Genomic DNA, 1,389 nt, shown 5'->3' on the forward strand with positions numbered 1-1,389 from the left:
GAGGATGCTGCCGATGGAGTCGGTCTGGCTCGCCAGGGACTCGATGACCCCGGCGACCTGTTCGATTTCACCGGAGAGGCCGACGATGCCGTGACGGGCCTGGGCGACGACCTGGGCCCCCGCATCGGCCTGCTCGTTGGCCTGCTTGGCGACGTCGGCGGCGAGAGACGCATTGCCGGCGATCTCGGTGACGGTGGCCCCCATCTCGTGGATGGCGGTGGCGACCTGGACGGTGCGATCCCGCTGGGCGGTGCAGTTGTGCTGGGTGAGCTGGGCCTTGGCGGCCACCTCGCTGGCGGTGGCGGCCACCTGGCGGGAGTTGCTCGCCACCTGCACGATGGCCCCGTGGATCCGGGTCACGAACTGGTTGAAGCTGTGGGCAATCTCGGCCAGCTCGTCCTTGCCGGTGAGACTGGCGCGGCTGTCGAGGGCGAGGTGGCGGGCCACCTCGCCAATATGGGATTGCAGGAAGGAGACCCGGCGGCGCAGCCCGATGAGGATGAGGGTCGAGACGAGCAGCGAGATGGCGATGGCGATGACGATGATGGCGATCATCTGGGTACGACCGCTGTCATAGCTGTTTTCGCTCAGGTCGTTGCGATGCTGGGCCTGACCTATCAACCCGTCGAGCAGCTCATTGGCGCCTTTGCGCATGACCCCGTAGCTCTGGCTGTAGCGATCCCGGTAGATGGCGCGTGCCTCGTCCATCTTGTTGTCAGAGAGCGCCTGCAACATGGGGGTCAGCTCCTCCCGCTCCACCCGGGTGAATTGATCGAGCAGGGTCTGGGCCTTGGCCCGGGCGTCCGGATCGACCTGAGCCTTGACGGCCTGCTCCATGGCCTGGCGCATCTCGGGAATGTCTTCCTCGCGGGTCTCCTTGACCCGGGTCAGCACCCCCTTTTCGTCGCGCAGGGAGGTGTCCTGCAGCAGCATCATGTCGATGCCGACGCGCATGCGCGGGATGCGGGAGGCCACTTCCGCCATGGCCCGCATGGGGGTGGCAGTATTCTGGAACAGCTCTTCGGCCTGCTGCCTGATGTTGTCCATGCTGCGCAGACTGGCGGCGCCAACCAGCAGCAGGGCGAGACAGGGCACGGTGACGGCCAGGATCAGTTGGGTTTTGATGGTGAGGTTGCCTGCCAGCATGTTGACTCCTTGGTGTGTTGCTGTGTCGCTACTGTAGCGGCTTGTCATGACGGTTCGCCGTCATGGGGGTCGGTATTCCCTGTCGACCCGGTGAAAAAAGGGCGCCGCAGCGCCCTTTCATCTTATAACCGGAAGTTGCCGACCAGCTTGTCGAGCTCGCCGGAGAGCTGCTGCAGGCTGCGGCTGGACTCGGTCAACTGGTGGGCGATGTCGGCGGTCTCCATGGTGAGCTGGTTGATGTCC

Annotated in this window: 1 protein-coding gene and 1 pseudogene; both read right to left on the reverse strand. The window is 65.1% G+C overall.

The window, feature by feature from the left end; all coding sequences use genetic code 11:
• Positions 1 to 1,146, reverse strand: a 1,146-nt coding sequence (locus tag AACR77_RS08680; protein ID WP_231563189.1) for a methyl-accepting chemotaxis protein, incomplete at its 3' end; no start/stop codon positions are given.
• Between the two features lie 122 nt (positions 1,147 to 1,268).
• A pseudogene (locus AACR77_RS23120) lies at positions 1,269 to 1,389 on the reverse strand (MCP four helix bundle domain-containing protein); the annotation flags it as partial.

The organism is Aeromonas sp. ZOR0002 (assembly GCF_963866995.1).
GTDB lineage: Bacteria > Pseudomonadota > Gammaproteobacteria > Enterobacterales > Aeromonadaceae > Aeromonas > Aeromonas caviae.